General features: G+C 65.8%; 16 protein-coding genes. 9 read left to right on the forward strand and 7 right to left on the reverse strand.

The genetic code is table 11. The annotated features are described in order from the left end of the window. Window positions 1–52: 52 nt before the first annotated feature. Entirely contained in the window at window positions 53–2641 is a 2589-nt protein-coding gene (locus MXF70_RS12890; RefSeq protein WP_248516045.1) for an efflux RND transporter permease subunit, read from the forward strand. A gap of 102 nt (window positions 2642–2743) precedes the next feature. On the opposite strand, the gene MXF70_RS12895 is transcribed toward MXF70_RS12890, so the two are convergent. Beyond that, window positions 2744–3691, reverse strand: a complete 948-nt coding sequence (locus MXF70_RS12895; RefSeq protein WP_248516046.1) for an HFX_2341 family transcriptional regulator — start codon at window positions 3689–3691, stop codon at window positions 2744–2746. 189 nt (window positions 3692–3880) lie between these two features. Here MXF70_RS12895 and MXF70_RS12900 point away from each other — a divergent pair, with 189 nt between their 5' ends. Together MXF70_RS12900 and MXF70_RS12905 are read left to right on the forward strand one after the other, a co-directional pair. Next, window positions 3881–4765 carry a redoxin domain-containing protein gene (locus MXF70_RS12900; protein ID WP_248516047.1) on the forward strand — a complete coding sequence of 295 codons (885 nt, stop codon included), beginning with the start codon at window positions 3881–3883 and terminating at the stop codon, window positions 4763–4765. A gap of 190 nt (window positions 4766–4955) precedes the next feature. Next, window positions 4956–5282: a nuclear transport factor 2 family protein gene (locus tag MXF70_RS12905; protein WP_248516049.1), complete on the forward strand. Its 327-nt coding sequence runs from the start codon at window positions 4956–4958 to the stop codon at window positions 5280–5282. A gap of 28 nt (window positions 5283–5310) precedes the next feature. Here MXF70_RS12905 and serS read toward each other — a convergent pair whose 3' ends face one another. Further along, window positions 5311–6693, reverse strand: coding sequence for a serine--tRNA ligase (gene serS / locus MXF70_RS12910; RefSeq protein ID WP_248516050.1), 1383 nt, complete (start codon window positions 6691–6693; stop codon window positions 5311–5313). A gap of 154 nt (window positions 6694–6847) precedes the next feature. On the opposite strand from serS, the gene MXF70_RS12915 reads away from it, so the two are divergent. Next, complete coding sequence (locus MXF70_RS12915; RefSeq protein ID WP_248516051.1) at window positions 6848–7561, forward strand: DUF7504 family protein; 714 nt, start codon at window positions 6848–6850, stop codon at window positions 7559–7561. A gap of 70 nt (window positions 7562–7631) precedes the next feature. Next, window positions 7632–8000 carry a hypothetical protein gene (locus MXF70_RS12920; protein ID WP_248516053.1) on the forward strand — a complete coding sequence of 123 codons (369 nt, stop codon included), beginning with the start codon at window positions 7632–7634 and terminating at the stop codon, window positions 7998–8000. Window positions 8001–8145: 145 nt separating this feature from the next. Here the strand turns inward: MXF70_RS12920 and MXF70_RS12925 are convergent, their stop codons facing one another. From MXF70_RS12925 to MXF70_RS12935, 3 genes are read right to left on the reverse strand one after another with little or no spacing between them, the layout of a single operon-like run. Next, window positions 8146–9264, reverse strand: coding sequence for an NAD-binding protein (locus tag MXF70_RS12925; RefSeq protein WP_248516054.1), 1119 nt, complete (start codon window positions 9262–9264; stop codon window positions 8146–8148). Between the two features lie 49 nt (window positions 9265–9313). Then, complete coding sequence (locus MXF70_RS12930) at window positions 9314–9922, reverse strand: NAD-binding protein (protein ID WP_248516055.1); 609 nt, start codon at window positions 9920–9922, stop codon at window positions 9314–9316. A 1-nt stretch (window position 9923) separates the two neighbouring features. Beyond that, window positions 9924–10445 (reverse strand): archaemetzincin family Zn-dependent metalloprotease, encoded by a 522-nt coding sequence (locus tag MXF70_RS12935; protein ID WP_248516057.1) that lies wholly within the window; start codon window positions 10443–10445, stop codon window positions 9924–9926. A gap of 39 nt (window positions 10446–10484) precedes the next feature. Here MXF70_RS12935 and MXF70_RS12940 point away from each other — a divergent pair, with 39 nt between their 5' ends. The 4 genes from MXF70_RS12940 to MXF70_RS12955 all read left to right on the forward strand — a co-directional run bounded on the left by MXF70_RS12940 (window position 10485) and on the right by MXF70_RS12955 (window position 13151). Then, a complete protein-coding gene (locus MXF70_RS12940) occupies window positions 10485–10943 on the forward strand; it encodes a UPF0146 family protein (RefSeq protein ID WP_248516058.1) in 459 nt (152 codons plus the stop codon). 104 nt (window positions 10944–11047) lie between these two features. Next, a complete protein-coding gene (locus MXF70_RS12945; protein WP_248516059.1) occupies window positions 11048–11941 on the forward strand; it encodes a TIGR01548 family HAD-type hydrolase in 894 nt (297 codons plus the stop codon). A 120-nt stretch (window positions 11942–12061) separates the two neighbouring features. Next, entirely contained in the window at window positions 12062–12493 is a 432-nt protein-coding gene (locus tag MXF70_RS12950; protein WP_248516060.1) for a hypothetical protein, read from the forward strand. Between the two features lie 184 nt (window positions 12494–12677). Further along, window positions 12678–13151: a DUF7384 family protein gene (locus MXF70_RS12955; protein WP_248516061.1), complete on the forward strand. Its 474-nt coding sequence runs from the start codon at window positions 12678–12680 to the stop codon at window positions 13149–13151. A 29-nt stretch (window positions 13152–13180) separates the two neighbouring features. Here the strand turns inward: MXF70_RS12955 and MXF70_RS12960 are convergent, their stop codons facing one another. After that, window positions 13181–13810, reverse strand: coding sequence for a non-canonical purine NTP pyrophosphatase (locus MXF70_RS12960; protein ID WP_248516062.1), 630 nt, complete (start codon window positions 13808–13810; stop codon window positions 13181–13183). Then, window positions 13811–14098: a DUF5808 domain-containing protein gene (locus tag MXF70_RS12965; RefSeq protein WP_248516063.1), complete on the reverse strand. Its 288-nt coding sequence runs from the start codon at window positions 14096–14098 to the stop codon at window positions 13811–13813. Window positions 14099–14110: the final 12 nt, after the last annotated feature.

Raw genomic sequence — 14110 nt, forward strand, 5'->3', positions numbered from 1 at the left:
AGCGAACGTTCAGGTAGAGGCACCAGCGTACCAGTCAGGAGGTCACTGATCCGTGGGCCGCGACCTCGCCGATCGGTACGCCGACGCACTCGTCGATCACAGCAGGGTCGCCATTGCCGTCCTGTTGCTCCTGACCGCGATCGTCGGCGCCGGAGCGGTCGTCGGTGAATCAGAGGAGGGCGGCATCGGTGAGTTCCAGACGGACTCGCCCGAGCGCGCCGCACTCGACGAGATCGAGGCGACGTATCCCACTGACGACACCGTCGTCGCCCAGGTCGTCGTCCGTGATCGGGACGGGACCGTGCTGACCAGAGCGTCGCTACTTGAGGGGCTCCGCCTCCAGCAGGAGCTCCGATCCGACGAGAGCGTCGCGAGCACACTCAGAGACGGTAACGCCATTACCGGTCTCGAAAACGTCGTGGGGACGGCGGCGTACTACGAGGACAATCCTGACGCGCGTGGAAATGGCGACGGGACTGGAGTGAGCCTGAGCGAGCAGATTGCTACGCTGGAATCTCGCTCCGATGCCGAGGTGCAGGAGCTGCTCCAGCGCGTCCTCGACCCCGATCGCGAGGTGGGCCCCGATCCCTACCAGTTCCTGCCCGCGAGCTACGAACCAGGAACCTCTGAGGCCGAGAGCCGGATCACGTTCGTCTTCCAGGCCGACGAGACCGGTTCCGACGCCGAACCGACCGCTGCCTACGAGGCCCAGGTGACGATCGACGAGTACGTCCAGACGCGCTTCGACGACGCGTTCGTCTTCGGACAGGGGATCACCGACGACGCCTCCAGCCGCGCCGTCGGTGACAGCTTTCTCATCATCACGCCGGTCGCACTGATCCTCGTTCTCGGCGTGCTCGGCGTCGCCTACCGCGACGTGCTCGACGTCCTCTTCGGCATCTTCGGGATCGCGCTCGTGATGGTGTGGCTCACCGGCGTACAGGGCTGGCTCGAGATCCCCTCGAGTCAGCTGCTGATCGCCGTCCCCTTCCTCCTCATCGGGCTCAGCATCGACTACTCACTCCACGTCGTGATGAGATACCGAGAGGCCCGCGAAGGCGATCTCGACGCGGACGACGACGCAGATAGCGGCAGACGAGATCCCGATACAGCGATGCGGATCGGCCTCGCCGGCGTGGCCGTCGCACTGGCCGCGGCGACGTTCTCGACCGGCATCGGGTTCTTCTCGAACTACGTGAGTCCACTCGTCGCGATCCAGGAGTTCGCGATCCTGAGCGCAGCAGGCATCGTGGCGACCTTCGTCGTGTTCACCGCGCTCGTCCCGGCAGTCAAACTGGAGGTCGAGCAGTTCCTCGATCGACGCGGGTACGAGCGGCACAATCCGGCCGTTGGCGTGAACGCCGGCCCGATCAACGGAGCGCTCTCGGCTGCCGGCACGCTCGCGAGACGCGCGCCGATCGCCGTCGTGATCGTTGCAGTACTGCTGGCGAGCGCTGGCGCATACGGGGCGACGGAAATCGACACCGAGTTCGACCGCACCGACTTCCTGCCGGAGGACGCTCCAGAGTGGTCGAAATCGCTCCCGGAACCACTCGCTCCCGGCGACTACGACATCCGGGAGAACGTTGCGTATCTCGGGGAGAACTTCCGCCAGCGTGGCGAAGGAACGGAATCACAGGTGCTGATACGCGAGGGCGTAACCGATCCCGCGACACTCACTGCCATCGACGCAGCCACGCAGGACGCCGACGGCTCAGACGCGATCGTCGACCGCGCTGACGGGACGGTCGCAGCGGAGACGCCCGTGACGGTGCTCCGGTCCGTCGCTGCGGAAAACGAGACGCTCGCCGCCGCGATCGCGGATCGCGATACCGACGGCGACGGACTGCCGAACAGCGAGGTCGCGGCAGTCTACGACGTGCTCTTCGACGTGGCACCGGAGCGGGCGGCGGCAGTACTCTACCAGACCGACGACGGAGCCTACGGATCCGCCAGGCTGACGGTCGGTATCCGCTCTGACGTGTCCGCACAGACGGTGGCGAGCGATCTCGAGACGTTCTCCGGCGAGATCGAGTCAAACGCGCCAGTGACGGCAGTCGCAACCGGCGGCCCCGTCATCACCGCGGTGTTGCAGGACGCGCTGCTGGAGACGCTGATTCAGGCGCTCGCGATCACGATCCTCGTGATCGGCGTGTTCCTGCTCGGGCTGCAGTGGTACCGCTACGGCGCGCCGGATCTGGCCGTCGTGATTCTCGCGCCGGTCGTGATCGCACTCGCGTGGCTGCTCGGCACGATGGCTGCCCTCGGATTGCCGTTCAACAGCGAGACTGCGGTCGTGACGAGTCTCGCGATCGGACTCGGCGTCGACTACAGCATCCACTTCACGGAGCGGTTCGTCGACGAACGCCAGCGCCTCGACGATGCGCGGGCGGCGCTGACGGCGACGGTCACTGGCACCGGTGGCGCACTGCTGGGCAGCGCCGCGACCACGGCGAGCGGGTTCGGCGTCCTCGCGCTCGCGCTCTCACCGCCGCTCCAGCGGTTCGGGATCGTGACAGGACTGAGCATCTTCTTCGCCTTCCTGGCGTGTCTCACCGTCCTCCCGAGCCTGCTGGTGCTTCGCGAACGCGTCATCGCCTGGCGTGCGGATCGAACGGCCGTCGATCCCAGCAGCGCCTGACCGTTCCGGCCCCGCCTGCGTCTCACTTCCAGAGAGAAATAGAGATAGAGCGAAAGAGAGAGAAAGAAAGAGAAAGAGAGCGACGAACCGGCTCGAGTCCGGTTACTCCTTTTCGACCTCGGCCGGCGGCGAGTCGGAGTGTGCGCGGACCCACAGCTCGCCGATCCGGGAGAGCCGCGTCCGGTGGGATTTCCCGTGGTGTTCCTGCTCGATGTACCCCTTGCCGCCGGGGCCGAGACGATCGACGTTGTAGATGACCTTCGAGCGGAAGCTGTCGGTGTACTCCTCGTCGAGCTCGTCGGCGAGCGCTTTCGCGAGCTCCGAGACCGAGTCGAACTCGCCGGCCTCGCCGAGCTTGTAGAGGATGACCTCCTCGAAGGGTTTGACGTTGGAGAAGGAGGCGACCGGCAGCTCGACGATGTGGCTGCCGTCGATTTCCTTGGCGCCGATGGTCGTCCCACGCTCGTCGAACTCCGCGAGGAGATCGGTGGTGGATTCGAGATGCTCGGTGATCCGTTCTTCCGCGACCGAAGCGTCGGCAGCGTCGGATTCGGCCGCGTCGTCGATGGACTCTCGCAGGTCCTCCAGCAGGGTTCGCTGCTCGCGGAGCTCCTCGGCCAGCTCGGTCTCGAGGTACTTCTCGGGCGCCGTGTAGTAGGTGTGAATCTTCTCGCGGTCGGCCTCCCGCTCGACCATGATCGAGTGGGCGGCGGTCGCGAAGGCGAAGGAGACCGGGCGGGGCATCGCGGAGACGTTGACCCAGACCTCGTTGCCGCGATCGAGCTCGTCGTTGATCAGCTCGTAGGCCTGCTCGAACGCCGCATCGTAATCGTACACGTCCGCGAGGACCACCCGTTCGGTGGTCGCACCAAGCAGATTCCGGAAGTCCTGTTCGAGTTTCGTCGAGAGCCGCTGGGAGTACTCGACGTTCGCCTCGCTTCCCACCGCGCCCTCCAGCAGGATCGCTCGGTCCACGTCGAGCTGGTCGCGGACGAGCGGCGCGATCAGCCGGTCGTAGTCGAAGCCGACCGGAACGACGTGCGTCTGCATTTCTCGTCTCGACGGACGAGCAGGCCCCCTATCAGAGCATCGGTCGCCGGGAGGCTGGCGTCGGGGCGGTAGTGGAGATTGGGGGAGATAGGGAGATGGGGACGATAGAATGGAAGCTCCAGACCGATTCACAGTTCGACGGTTCGGCTGCCGCAATCACTTTCCGATTCGACCATCAATGAACGCGTCATGCTCGAACCGGGCGCGCCCGCACCGACGTTCTCTCACCCAGGCGCACACGGCGGAGCAATCGACGAGTTCGGAATGTCCGAGGACCTCGATCGGGTCCACGTCCTCGTGTTCTATCCGATGGATTTCAGCCCGGCTTGCACGACCGAAATGTGCTCGTTGCGGGACGTCGAGCTATTCGGACTCGAAGCCGACGTCGAGCTGCTCGGAATCTCCGTCGACAGCGCCTATAGCCACCGCGCGTTCGCCGAAGAGAACGGGCTGGGCTTCCCCCTCCTATCGGATCGACTCGGCGAGACCGCCGAGGCCTACGGTGTCCTCGCCGACGAGATCGAGGGACATCCGGACGTGGCCCAGCGCTCAATCTTCGTCGTCGACCTCCACCGGACGATCCAGTACGCGTGGGTGGCGGACACGCCCGACGACCAGCCCGACCTGGAGGAGGTCACCGCAGCGATCGAGGCGATTCAGGACGATCGATCCGCGATGGACCGTTACAGCAAGGCGCACGAGCAGTTCCAGTACGGCCGTTCAGAGCTCGACGCCGCCCGGAACGCCTACGACGAGAAACACTGGGGGCTGGCGCGCGAGACGTTCCAGGAGGCACGATACTATCTCGACGACGCAGCCGACGGGTTCGCGTCGGCGCGACGGTTCGCCGAATCGGAGGGGATCGAAGCCGCGGCGGCGACGGCCGCGGAGAAGGCCCGACGGCTCCGCCAGGCGACGGAGTGGTTCGCGACTGCAGCCAAGGAGTACGGCGACGGCGACAGCGACGTGGCCGACGAGTACGAACAGGACGCAATCGCTGCGATCGAGGACGTCGGCGAGCTGCCGTCGCTGAAGGAGGCGGACCGAGACGAACGACTCGCCGACGCGGAGTGAGGCCAGCGCGTCGGGAGCTGGCTGGAGGTGAACGCAAGAGTCGATTGCTGGGGCGTGATTGGTTCGGTTCGAGTACAGACGTTCGACGACTGGGGTTCGGTATCCGAAACGCGGTGTCAGGACCACCAGTCCAGGACCGCGATGTCAGGACCGCGACCGTTAACAGCAGGAAGGACCGACACGAAGGAACATGGATCCCGCTACGCTCGCTCGGACGTACTACGAAGCGATCGACGAGGACGAGTACGATCGGCTGCGCGAACTGCTGACGGCAGGGTTCACGCAGGAGCGATCCGACCGCACGTTCGAGAGTCGCGAGGCGTTCGTCTCCTTCATGCAACACGATCGGCCCGATCGGGACACGACGCACGAAATCGAACACGTGACTGCAACGCCCGATCGCGTCGTCGTGGAGGGAACGCTCCGCCGCTCGAACGGCGACGTCTGGTTCCGGTTCGCCGACGCGTTCGAGATCGAAGACGGCCAGCTCGCGTCGTTGCGGACGTACTCGATCTGAGCTGCAAGCAGCGCCGGCCGAGTGCGATCTACTCCTTCTCGCCGGCACCGACGGCCGCCTCGCCGACGGGTTCGTGCCCCTCGATGAGCTCCTGACCGTTCATGTACGGTCGGAGGGGCTCGGGCACGGTGACCGTGCCGTCCTCGTTCTGATAGTACTCGAGGAGGGCAACCATCACGCGACCGACGGCCGTACCGGATGCGTTGAGCGTGTGGCAGTACTCGGCGGATTCGTGGCGCTCGGGTCGGTAGCGGAGGCCGGCGCGGCGAGCCTGGAACGCTTCGAAGTTCGAGGCACTGGAGACCTCGAGCCAGCGACCGCCCTCCTCGGGACCGTCGGGCATGTCGTCGCCGGGCGCCCAGACCTCAAGGTCGTAGGTCTTCGCGGAGGCGAACGTCAGGTCGGCGGTACAGAGGTCGAGAACGCGGTAGGGGAGTCCGAGACGGTCGAGAACGGACGCTGCCTCGTCGAGGAGTGTCTCGAGGCGGTCGTAGCTCTCCTCTGGCTCGACGAAGTTGACGAGTTCGACCTTGTTGAACTGATGGACGCGGACGATGCCCCGGGTCTCCGTGCCGTGCTCGCCGGCCTCTCTGCGGAAGTTCGGCGTGTACGCCTGGTGTTTGAGCGGGAGGTCGTCGCTGAGGAGGATATCGTCGGCGTACATGTTGGTGACCGGTACCTCTGCCGTCGGGCAGAGCCAGAGGTCGTCGTCCTCGTATTCGACGGTCTCCGCGCCGCCAAGGCGGTAGGCGTCGTCGGCGAATTTGGGCAGCTGGCCGGTCCCCTCCATCGACGAGCTCTTGACCGGGATCGGCGGGAACACGTCGACGTACTCCTGCTCCCGATGCACGTCGAGCATGAACTGAATGAGAGCGTGTTCGAGTCGTGCGCCGTCTCCCTTGAGGAAGTAGAAGCCGGCGCCGGTGGTCTTGGCGCCGCGGCCCTCGTCGATGACGTCGAGCTCCTCGCCGAGTTCGTAGTGCGGAACGATCTCTCCCGGGAGATCGTTTCGCAAGTCATCGAACCCCTCGCGGCGGATCTCCACGTTGTCGGCTTCCGCCTCGCCCTCGGGGACGGACTCGTGGGGGAGCTGGGGGATCTCGAGGAGACGCTCTTCGAGTTCGGCCTCAAGCTCGTCTGCGCGGGCTTCGACTTCCTCGAGTTCGGCCTTCAGCTCGCTGGAGCGTTCGATGGCTTCCTGGGCTTCTTCCTCCTCGCCCTCGCGTTTGAGTTCGCCGATCGATCGGCTCACCTCGTTGCGTTCGTGGCGAAGCTCGTCGCCGCGGGCTTTCAGCTCGCGCCACTCCTCGTCGACCGCGAGGATCGCGTCGAGATCGAGATCGCTCCCGCGGGCGTCGAGCGCCTCACGGACCCGTTCGGGCTCCTCCCGGAGGGTCGTCCTGTCGAGCATTCTTGCTCCGACGTTTCCCGGGACGCCGCAAAACCGTGTCGATGGTGCGGCAGTGGCTACCGCCGCCAGGATACCGATGGTCTCGGACGCGGCCAAACAGTTCGATCGAGCGGCGGGTTTTATTTCATCGAAACCGAAGTTACTCCTAGCCGCTATGGAGCCCTCCACCTCACACGAAAGGGGCGGCCTCTCCGAGGCCGTCGAACCGCCAGCCGTACTCCTCGTCGAGACGCCGCGCTTCGACGAGCGCGACACGACAGCCTGCATCGATCTTCTCACCGCGAACGAGCCCGAAGCCGAAAAACTCCTGATCGTCAGCGTGACCGAGACGATCGGGAAGACCCACCGACGCTGGGACGATCACGTCGGCGAGCATCCATCTGAGTTCGCCGTCGTCAGTGCCAGTTTCGCCGAGAACGTCCCGGGCGACGGCGCGCCCGATTCCGGAGCAACAGGGTCGGGAGCACCCGACGCCGTCGCCGCGGGGTCACCGACGAAGACCGCCGAGCCCGGGACCGCCGGCGAGTCTGCTGCGAGCTGGCTCACGGCGCACGAGGTAGGTGACCCAGGCGACCTCACCGGGCTCGGCGTCACGATAAGCAGCCAGCTTTCGGAGTGGACCGACGCCGAGGAACAGGCCGTCGTCTGCTTTCGCTCGCTGACGACGACGCTCCAGTACGTCGAGACGGAGGAGCTCGTCCGATTCCTCTCCGAACTCAGGACGCACGTCGAGGCTGCCGGCGCGATCGCCCACTTCCACCTCGACCCGGCGGCGATCGACTCCCAGACGCAGGCCACGATCCGAAGCGTGGCGGACGCCGCTGTCGTCGGCGACGACGAATCGGGCGGCGTCGAGTTGCTTCAGTAAAAACGACGCACCTACTGCTGCAGGGGACGCTCCCCGGTAACGATTTGCGTACCCAGTGCCAAGCGCGAGCATGTCCCAAGCGATCACGCACTTCGCGGTCGGTGCGACGATCGCGATCCTGGGTGTCACGTTACTGATCCCGAACGTGCGCTATCCACGCACCTGGACGATCGTCGCGGGCGGCTGGGCGATGGTCCCCGACGCGAGCAAACTCGTGGAGTCATCGGGGACGCTCGCGTTTCACGATTCGGTCTGGGCCGACCTGTTCTGGGCCCACCGCACCCTCGACCGAGCGGACCCGACCGACAGCACGATCTGGGCCAGCGTCGCCATTGCGGCATTTCTCGGTGCAACGCTGCTCGCGGAGCACCGTTCCTATCGGGCGCTCGACGCCGTCAAAACGGGCCTCGAAGAGCGAACCCTGGCCGACGGGGAGTGAGCTACCGGTAGCTCGGGTGCGCACAAATGCGATCAGTCGGCAATAGCACACTCGGCCGCTCGGTTCATCGGCCCCCGCTTCATCAGTCCCAGACCGGAGCACCTCGCATTCGTGACGGTCGAGATCGAGAGTGAAGCGAGAACAGTTACTGCGGCTGATCGCCCTCGACCGCGCCGACGAGCAGCTGTCCGCCGATCGCCGCTGGGTCGACGACGACGTCGGCGCCGGCGCGCGCGAGTTTCGCCGTGTTCTCAGCGTTCGTCGCTGCAGCGACGATCCGGAGGTCAGGTTCGAGCTGTCTGGCGGTGAGCACGGAGAAGGCGTCCGCCGAGTCGGTATCGGTCGCGGCGATGGCGACCGCCGCGTCCGCGATACGCACCCGTTCGAGGATCGCCTCGTCGCTGGGGCTTGCCTGGATGGCGAGAATCCCGCGATCGGAGAGTTCGGTGACGTGGTGTTGGTCCTCCGTGATGACCGCGAACTGCTGGTCTCGTTCCGTGAGCGCGTCGACGATGGGCTCGGTCAGGTCGCCGTAGCCGAGCACCAGCACGTGGTCCTCGAGGAGACCAAGCTCGCGGTTGCGGACCCGGCCGAGTGCCGCGGCGAAGCGGGACTCGAGGACGGGGGCCAGCAACGTCCCGAGTGCGATCGCAAAGGTCGCCGTTCCAAAGAGGAGGACGCTCATTCCGAACAGTCGCGCGACCTGCGTGGTCGGCGTCACGTCACCGTAGCCAACCGTCGATGCAGTCACGAGCGTATAATAGAACGCATCGAGCACGGTCGAGACGTTCGTGAACTCGTCCCGGAGTGCGTAGGTCCCAACCGTGCCGTAGAGCTGGACGCTGAGGAGCGCGATTGCAGCTGCGATCTGAGCCGTTGAGAGGGAGACCCGGCTCCGGAAGTGGTGGCGGCTGAGGACGAGCATCGGAATCGAGAGAACCGAAAAGAGGACCAGCGGTACGGAGAGTGGGTTCGACTGGACCAGCCCCTGTGCAGCAGTGATGGGAAGCAAGACGATCGTGAGCGCCCAGGCAGCACGATAGCCCCGGCGGAGCCCGACCGCGCCGAGCAACATCAGGAACCCCGTAATCGCCCCGGTGAATCCCGCAGCGAGCCGGACCGCAGCCGGTACGTAAGGCTGCAGCGGACCTACGACCGCGACGTCACCGATCGCGATGTTGGCGATCCCGGTGAGGACCGACAGAACGCCCACCACCGTGGTGAGCAGGACGCTAAATCGCTTGCCGGTCCAGAATGCCACCATGACCGAACCTGTGGCTGGATAGCTTAAGAAGGTCTCGGCACGCGGACACTCAGGACCCGCTACCGACCAGCTCTCCGACGACGTCAGAAACGTCTCGCTCGGAGAGGGCGACTTCGACGAGCAGCTCCCCGACGGCCTGACCGATGCTTACGACGCTGTCGGCACCCGCGGCCCGAAGCTTCGGCACGTCCTGTCCCTCGCCAGCGAAGGTCACGACTCGCATGGACTCGTCCACGTTCATCACCGTCAGCACGGCGAGGACGTTGAGCTGGTCGTCGAGTGTGGCGACGAGGACGGCGTCGGCGCGATTGAGCTCCGCAGCACGAAAACACGCTTCGTCGACGTCGTCCGTGAGGACGACCGAGAGCCCGCGCTCCTCGAGACGGTCCGCAGTTCCGTCGTCGGTCGTGACCACCGTGAAGGAGACGCCGTGTTCGGCGAGTTGGACGAGCACCGGCTCGGTCCAGGCGTCATAGCCCACCACGATCACGTACTCGAGCGAATTGACGGGGAGCTCGAGCGACCGGGAAGCGGATGCCCGATCGGCTTCGGATACGGTATCGTCGTCCAGGATTCGTGGCTCCGATTCGGAGCCAACGGACCCATCGCCTCCCTCCATCGAATCGCTCGAACCGCCGGAGCCGTGGCGCTCTGCCATGTTACCTGACCCGGCGAGAGCAGGAACCACAGAGGTGGGGTTCCTTGACGTCGACTTCGCGAACCGTCGGCGAGAAGTTCATCACGCAGCGCTTGTTGTCGCAGTGTTCGAGCCCGAGCGTGTGACCGATCTCGTGGACGATCTCCTTGCGAACGCGGTCGCCGAAGATTTCGTCGGAGCCGCGTTCGGAGAACCCTCCGTCGGAGGAGGTCTGGAGTCGGTACGTCGAAACGACCGAGCCGTTTCCGTCGAGGTAGGCGAGTCCGAAGACGTAGTTTCGGCGGCGGTAGAAAAGGTCCTCGGGTGTCAGCGCGATGTTCTTCTCGCCACGGCCGACGCGGCTCGCGAGTTCGATGAACTCCTCGGCCCGGTACTGAGAGCGCCCTTCGTCGTAGGCGCCGGATGGGATCTCCCGTGGCTCGTGCACGGAGACGTCGCAGTCGTAGACCGACTGGAGGGCATCGGAGGCCTGGCGCTTGACTGGCGCCGGAACCTCTCCGACCGGCACGATGTCGACGAGCATGGAGAGTCGTTATGCCTTCCCGGGCATAAACGTCCCGGCGTGTCAGACGCTGATCGCACGACTGCGCTGGCCGACGCGATCCTCGACGGCCTTCCGGTGGATCCCCGTTCAGAGACCACCCACCTCCTCGAAGTTGGAATCGGCGAGCGGACGGACGTCGCAGCGGCAATCGCGGCGACGGACGTTGCTGTCACCGCCGTCGACGTCGTCGAGCGGTCGGTCCCGGCGGGCATCGCCTTCGAACAGGCCGACCTTCACGCACTGCGCGAGGCAGCAGCCGAGGGCTCCCTTCCGGAGAGTATCGTCGATCGGCCGACGCCACTCGACGGCGTTTACGCCCTCCGACTGCCGCCCGAACTCCACGAGTCGTTCGCCGATCTCGTCTCGCAGATCGGCGTTCCGGGCGCGTTTACCACACTCGGCGGAGATCCGCCGACCGTGAGCGTGACGCCGACGCAGATCCGTGGTGGCGAGACGATCTACTGGATCGAGAAGTAGACGATCGGGCCGTCGTCGGAGAGCTGGGTGGAGCTTGCACGCCTCGCGTTGATCGAGCGAAGCGAATAGGTACGCCCAAATGCGCCCGGCCTGCAGTCGGGAGTATGCAGGCCGACGCTGTCGTGCTGGACGTCGACGGCGTGCTCGTCGACGTGGCCGACTCCTACCGGCGTGCGATCGTCGAGTCCGTCGAGATCGTCACAGGCACGTCCTTCGACCGCTCGGTCGTCCAGCCGTTCAAAGAAGCTGGCGGGTTCAACAACGACTGGGAACTCACTGACGCACTCGCGCTGTACGCGCTGACGAACGCCTCGGACGCTCCTACGCAGGAATCAGCGTTCGAGAACGTCGAGTCGTTCACCGACGCTATCGCGGCAGCCGGTGGAGGACTCGAGGGGGCCCGAACAGTGCTCCGATCGTCGCTCGCCGCGTCGGCTGCCGACGCCATCGAGGACGACTGGGATCCGGAGCGTCTCCGGTCCGTGTTCCAGCAGCTGTATCTCGGGAGCGAACTGTTCGGCGAACTGGAAGGGGGTGATCCGGATCTCGAACGCGAGGGGTACATCCACGACGAGCCGGTGTTGATCGACGACGCGACCATCGAGTGGCTCGAATCGACCGTCGACGTCGGCGTTCTGACGGGGCGACCGGCCGCGGAAGCCGACATCGCACTCCAGCGGGCAGGCCTCGACGTACCAGACGACCACCGGTTCACGATGGACGACTGGGATGCGGGAAAACCCGATCCGGACGCGCTGCTCACGCTCGCCGAGCGATTCGAGGCGGAAACCGTCGCGTTCGTCGGCGACACCCTCGACGACGTGCGAACTGCGACCAACGCGGCCTCGGCGGACCCGGCGAGAACGTATCACGGAATCGGCGTGCTCACCGGAGGGTTGTCGGGCAATCGCGGCAGGAGGATGTTCGAGGAAGCAGGCGCAGCCGCCGTGCTCGAAGAGATCGACGATTTGCCGTCGCTGGTCGGCCCTAAGGGGTGACCGCCAGGCCCGGCGGCGGCCACGCTGGACAGCCCAGTGTGACTACCGCTCGATCGACCGTCACCAGCCGGCAATCTGCCAGACCGTCACACCCTTGAAGCGCCCACCGGAGTATTCTGCATGGACACCGACAGGCTCGCCGAGTTCGTGTCGACTATCGTGATCGTCGGCATGATTGCGGTGCTGGCAGTCGATCGGATCGGAACGTCAGGTCTCCAGGAGACGCTGCTCACTGCGGGCGGGATCGCGATCGCGTTCGGCGTGCCGTTCGCAGCCCTGCTCGTCTACGTGTTCGACGTCGGGGAGAGCCACATCGGGCCGTGGGGTCCCGGAGACGTCGTGTTCGTTGCTGCTGTCGCCCCACCGATCCTCGGCACCGTGTGGGTGGCCGATACCTACGAACTCGGGGGCGTGCTCTATGGCGTCACGATGCTCGTCGGCATCCTTGGATCAATACTGTTCGCCGTGGTCGTCAGGGACGCTACCGTCGGCGAGTGGCCGCCCGGGTCCGGGGTCCGATCCGAACGCGAGCGGGGACCGCCAGGCCGGTGATCGATCGTATCACTTCGAGGATGCCGCCGTCAGAAGTCGACGACGATTGTCGCGTGCCGTACTGCTTTTCTCCCAGCGGCACGAGGCTCGGCCGTGAGCTGGGCCACGCTGTTCGAACGGGCAGCAGAGTTCGAGGTGGAGACGGACGGCGTTCGATCGACCCTCGGGCAGCTGCGAGGTGACGATGACGACACCGCCTGATCCGGCGTGCGTGGCCGCGGACGCCGACGTACTCGCCGCCGACCTCCTGGTGGGAGGCGCTGCGCGGGATGCTCTCGACGTCATCCGGTCACACTCCTGGATCGATCTGGTCGCCAGCGATCCGCTGCTCGACGACGCCGAGGCTGTGATCGCGAGGTTGGCCGACGACGACCTCGCCGAAGACTGGCGAGACCGAATCGAGGCCGACTCGCGGTCGGTTGCCCACCCGGCAGGCGATCACCCGGGACTGGCGAGCGCGCTTCACGGTGACGCCGCACATCTGCTAAGCTTCGACGACAACCTCACGAGCGCGGCTGCTGGCGTAGAGCTACAGGGTCGCGTCTCCGTAAGCGTCCGGACGCCAGAAGCCTTCCTCGCAGTCTTCGATGCGGAATCGCTCTACGAGTCGCTCGACGAAGTGGCCTATGATGGTCCCGATCGCGATCCGCGCGAGTGAGAGGCCCGAACTGCTGAGAGTGCGATCGATTACGCCTGTGCAGCGAGCCAGTCCGCGAGCTTCGCCAACGCTCGTCCGCGGTGGGAGATCGCATTCTTCTCCGCGGTCGATCGCTCGGCCATCGTTCGTCCGTCGTGTTCGAAAATGGGATCGTACCCGAAGCCGCCGTCGCCACGCGGCGGGACGATCTCGCCCCGCACGGCGCCCTCGAAGGTCGCAACCGCCACGCCGTCCTCGACGGTGACGCCGTCGTGCCAGTCTGTCGAAGTGTCCGTATCTGATCGGCCGGACGGAGCCGCCTCGTCCACCGAATCGGCGTCGGTGGCGTAGGCGACGATGCTCCGGAATGCGGCGCGATGGTCGTCTTCTGGCTCCACGAGTCGATGGAGGCGCTCGATGCCGAGCGAGTGCTCGACGTACGCAGAGTAGGGGCCGGGGAAGCCGGCGAGTGCGTCGACGAAGAGGCCAGAGTCCTCGACGGCGACCGGCTGATCGCCGCCGAGCTCGTGGAACGATTCACGAGCACCGCGCGCCGCGATCGCCGCGAGATCGTCGGACTGAACCTCCACGTAGTCGTAGTCGACCTGCTCGACGTCCATCGGCAGGTACTCCCGTGCCTCCCGGACCTTGCCCTCGTTTCCGGTGACGAACCGCAGCATTCAGTCGTCGACGAGAACCTCGACTGGCTCGTCGGATTCAGCGTCCTCGGCGTCGGCGCTCGAGTCGCTCGACCCGGAGCGCTCCTGATAGAGCAAGGCACCGGCGACGCCGATGACCAGCCAGGAGCGCCAGTTCGCGAGATTCAGCGTGTATCCGACGCCGAACGGTTTCTTGACGAGCATCCCGTCGCCGGGCTGCCAGTAGGAGGAGAGCAGCCGCCGCATGCTCGGCTTCTCGAAGTTGTACGGGATCCCGAACAGTTCGCCGGAGTTCGGCTTGTCGGCCATGGCTGTTTGTAC

Origin of the sequence: Salinarchaeum laminariae (assembly GCF_023204835.1) — an archaeon.
In the GTDB taxonomy this organism is placed as follows: Archaea; Halobacteriota; Halobacteria; order Halobacteriales; family Salinarchaeaceae; genus Salinarchaeum; species Salinarchaeum laminariae.